Here is a 4344-nt window from a genome sequence, read left to right as displayed (position 1 = left end):
GGGCCGGCCGCGTGGACGGGCGGTGGCCGGAGAAAGTCCCCGCCCCGCGGACCGGCGCGGAGAACGGTTCCGGCGGAGATCCTCCGGGCGACGGCCGGAGGGCGGCGGGGGCGGCGGGGGGCGCGTGGCCCGGTCCGGGACAGAGTGCGGTCCGTGCGTCACCGTCCTGTCGGCGGGACAGCGGGTGCCGGGCCGGGCGCCCGCACGGTCATCTCTTGCCCTGGCTTTCTCCGGCGCCTTACGTTGGCGTCTCGATGACCCCCGGTGCGCTGCGGAAAGCAGCGGCCCGCCCCGGCCGGCGGCCTCCCGTGGTGCGGCCGCCGGCGATCACACAGGTACTTCTCCCGGCGTCCGGAGCGGCGGACCCGCCGGCCCCTGCCGGGGCCGGGACACGGCCGCGTCCCCTCGGAACCGATGACACGCGGCACGGACAGACGGCGTTCCCGTCCCCGTCCGGCCGGCCGGACGGGGACGGGAACGCCGTGGGCGGATTCCCCGTTCGGCGGAGAGAGGAAAGGCTGGCAATGCAGTCAGAACCGGAAGCCGCGCCCACGGGTGCGCCGGAGTCACTCGTGCAGGAGATCGCGGCGCTGTGGGGGGAGCACCTCGGCCCGCACGACATCGGCGCGGACGACGACTTCTTCGCGGTGGGCGGGAACTCGCTGATCGGTATCAAGATCATCGAACGGGTGGCTCGGGACTACGGCGTCGAGCTGTCGGTGCGTGACTTCTACCTGGCGCAGACCCCGGCCCGGGTCGCCGCGCTGATCCGGCGGGGAAGGGCACGGACGTGAGGCTGACGCCGGGACCCCCGCGCCACGTCGACCTCGACCGTGTCGACCTGTTCGACCTGGATCTCTACACCTCGGGCGACCCGCACCCGGTCTGGGACATGATGCGGGCGAAGGCCCCCCTGCACCACCAGGTCCTGCCCGACGGACGGGAGTTCTGGTCGGTCACCCGCTACGACGACGTCTGCCGGGTGCTCGGCGACCACCGGGAGTTCACCTCCGAGCGGGGCACGGTGCCTACCCATCTCGGGACGGACGACGTCGCGGCCGGCGTGCTGCTGACCTCCACCGACCCGCCGCGCCACACCGAGGTCCGCAGACCCATCGGCACCAGGCTCACCGCGCGGGCGGTGCGGGTCTGGGAGGACTCGATCCGGCGGTCGGTCGTGCGCTTCCTCGAACCGGCCCTCGACGGCGGGACCTTCGACCTGGCCGAACAGGCATTGCTCCTCCCGGCGATGGTCACGGGCCCGCTCCTCGGCATCCCGGAGAAGGACTGGGAGGAACTCGTCCGGCTGACCGCGATGGTGACGGCCCCCTCGGACCCGCACTTCCGCCAGGGCAGCGAGGCCGCGACCCTGGCCATCGCCCACCACGAACTCGTCACCTACGTCAAGGACTGGGTCAGGACGCGGCGGGCGGGCGGGGACGAGGACGACAGCCTGCTCCACCACCTCATGAGCGTCCGCCCGGGAGGCGTGCCGCTGACCGACGAGGAGATCGCCCTCGACGGCTACAGCATCCTCCTCGGCGCCAACGTGACGACGCCGCACACGGTCTCCGGCACGGTGCACGCGCTCGTCGAGCGGCCCGAGCAGTTCGCCAAGGCGCAGGCCGACCCCTCGCTGATCCCGAACCTGGTCGAGGAAGGGCTGCGCTGGACGTCCAGCGCCTGCAACTTCATGCGGTACGCGGTGGACGACGTACGGATCGGCGGGGGCACCGTCCCGGCCCGCGGGGCGGTCGTCGCATGGATCGGGTCGGCCAACCGGGACGAGACCCGCTTCCCCGATCCGCACGAGTTCGACATCACGCGGGAGGGCGCGAAGCGACAGGTCGCCTTCGGGTTCGGACCGCACTTCTGCATCGGGGCACCGCTGGCCCGGCTGACCCTGCGCGTCTTCTTCGAGGAACTGCTCCAGCGGTCCGCCTCGATCGAGTTCGACGGCGAACCGCAGCACCTGCGGTCGTACTTCATCGCCGGGACGACCCATCTGCCCATCACCGTCCGGAGACGGAGGACGACATGACAGCCGGCCCCACCACCGTCACATCGCCGTGGTTCGTGCGTCCGCCGTCCGCCGACCGGCCCGCCAGGCTCTTCTGCTTCCCCTTCGCCGGGGCCGGCGCCTCCGCCTTCAGCGCCTGGCCGGCCGGGATCGGCGACGTGGAGGTCTGCCCGGTGCAGCTCCCCGGCCGTGAGAACCGCCTCGCCCACCCCCACTACGGCAGCTACGGGAAACTGGCCGCCGACCTGGTCGAGCCCCTCACCCCGTGGCTCGACCGGCCGTTCGCCTTCTTCGCGCACTGCGCGGGCGCGCTGCCCGCGTTCGAGACCGTGGTGCGGCTCGCCGAACTGGGCCTGCCCGGGCCGCGATGTCTCTTCGTCTCCGGCCAGACGGCACCGCACGACGCCGCGCAGGACCGGATGCTCACCATGACCGAGGACGAACTGCGCGCCGAGCTGGAGTCGTTCCTCCGCGGCCGGGGCATCGAACCCCGGCCGGACATGGTCGAGCTGGGCATGGCCGTGCTGCTGCGCGACCTGGCCGCCGCGAGGGAGTACCGGCGGACGGAGCCGGTCGCCGTGGACTGTCCCGTCGTCGTGCTGCACTGGCGGGACGACCCCGGCACGAGCCTCGCCGGACTGGAGGGCTGGCGCCGGTACGCGGACTCGGTCGACATCCGGGTGGTCGACGGCGGCCGCTACGACTTCATGGACGCGCCGGGCGATCTCCTGAACCAGGTGACCGCCTGGCGGTGAGGGCGCGGTGAGCCCGTCGGCGCGCTCACCGCCACCGCCCCGCCGGTGCCCGGCCGGCACGCCCTCCCTTCCCGGATCCGCGGCGCCCGGTGCGCGCGGAAGGGCGGTGGGCTGTCCGCGGGACGCCCGCGGCGACGGATCCGGGAACCGACCGGCCGCGGACCTCCGCGGTCATACCTGTTCTTCTAAGCAACTGTTGGGGGAGGCCCTGGTGCAGGACACCGACAACGTTCGGTCCCACTCGCGACGTACCGTCGGCGGTGCACGGGCGGTGCACGAGTCGGGGGAGCCCGCTCGTGAAGCCGTCGCCGTTGTGGGCGTGTCATGCCGCCTGCCCGGCGCCCGGAACCCCCGCGCCTTCTGGGAACTGCTGCGCGACGGCAGGAGCGGCATCACCGACGTCCCGGCCGACCGCTGGGACGCGCGCTGGCTGCTCTCCGCGGACCCCGCCGCCCCCGGGGGGATCGCCACCACACGCGGCGGTTTCCTGGAGGACGTCTCCGGCTTCGACGCCGACTTCTTCGGCATCTCCCCGAACGAAGCCGACATGATGGACCCCCAGCAGCGCCTCGTGCTGGAGCTCGGCTGGGAGGCGCTGGAGGACGCGGACGTCGTCCCCGCCCGGCTCGCGGGAACACGGACGGGCGTCTTCGTCGGCGCCATGTGGGACGACTACGCGATCCGCCTCTACAAGCACGGCACCCGGCGGATCGACCGCCACTCCTTCACCGGACTCCACCGCGGCATCATCGCCAACCGCCTCTCCTACGTCCTCGGCCTCAACGGCCCCAGTCTCGCCGTCGACGCGGCCCAGTCCTCGGGACTGGTCTCGGTGCACCTGGCCGCCGAGAGCCTGCGCGCCGGAGAGTGCACGCTCGCCCTCGCTGGCGGTGTCAACCTCGTGCTCACCCCGGAGAAGGGCTGCGCTGGACGTAAGTTCGGCGGTCTGTCGCCCGACGGACTGTGCAGGACCTTCGACGCCCGGGCCAACGGCTACGTCCGCGGCGAGGGCGGCGCCTGCCTGGTTCTGAAGACCCTGTCCCGGGCGGTGGCGGACGGCGACCGGATCTACTGCGTGATCGAAGGCAGCGCCGTCAACAACGACGGCGCCACGCCCGGCCTCACGGTGCCCGGCGCACGCGCCCAGGAGGAGGTCGTCCGCCGCGCGCACGAGCGCGCCGGCACCCGCCCCGAGGACGTCCAGTACGTCGAGCTGCACGGCACCGGCACACGCGTGGGCGACCCCGTGGAGGCGGCCGCCCTGGGCGCCGCGCTCGGCGTCGGCCGTCCGGCAGGCCATCCGCTGCGCGTGGGATCAGTGAAGACCAACATCGGCCATCTGGAGGGCGCGGCGGGCATCGTCGGCCTGCTCAAGACGGTCCTCAGCATCTGGCACCGCGAACTGCCCCCCAGCCTCAACTTCGAGACGCCCAACCCCGACATCGCCTTCGACGAACTCCGGCTGCGCGTCCAGCAGGACCTCACCCCCTGGCCCCGCCCCGACCGCCCGCTGATCGCGGGCACCAGCTCCTTCGGCATGGGCGGCACCAACTGCCACGTCGTGCTGCG

4 protein-coding genes are annotated in these 4344 nt (G+C 73.0%); all 4 read left to right on the top strand.

Features of this window, described 5'->3' with window-relative positions; translation table 11 throughout:
• Positions 1-524 precede the first annotated feature (524 nt).
• Positions 525-794 (top strand): phosphopantetheine-binding protein, encoded by a 270-nt coding sequence (locus tag HO151_RS05265; RefSeq protein WP_173894938.1) that lies wholly within the window; start codon positions 525-527, stop codon positions 792-794.
• Positions 791-2041, top strand: a complete 1251-nt coding sequence (locus HO151_RS05260) for a cytochrome P450 (protein ID WP_173894937.1) — start codon at positions 791-793, stop codon at positions 2039-2041. Before HO151_RS05265 ends, HO151_RS05260 begins: the two co-directional genes overlap by 4 nt.
• Positions 2038-2775, top strand: a complete 738-nt coding sequence (locus HO151_RS05255; RefSeq protein ID WP_173894936.1) for a thioesterase II family protein — start codon at positions 2038-2040, stop codon at positions 2773-2775. The genes HO151_RS05260 and HO151_RS05255 overlap by 4 nt, the downstream gene beginning before the upstream one ends.
• Positions 2776-3046: 271 nt before the next feature.
• The coding region (locus HO151_RS05250; protein ID WP_173894939.1) for a polyketide synthase at positions 3047-4344 on the top strand (1298 nt) is incomplete at its 3' end.

The organism is Streptomyces sp. 8P21H-1 (genome assembly GCF_013302945.1).
This window is presented reverse-complemented; position numbering and strand designations above follow the sequence as displayed.

What these genes read in the sequence shown, in the direction of transcription:
- HO151_RS05265 (WP_173894938.1), top strand. Translation starts at nt 525, where the DNA reads ATGCAGTCAGAACCGGAAGCCGCGCCCACGGGTGCGCCGGAGTCACTC.
- HO151_RS05255 (WP_173894936.1), top strand. Translation starts at nt 2,038, where the DNA reads ATGACAGCCGGCCCCACCACCGTCACATCGCCGTGGTTCGTGCGTCCG.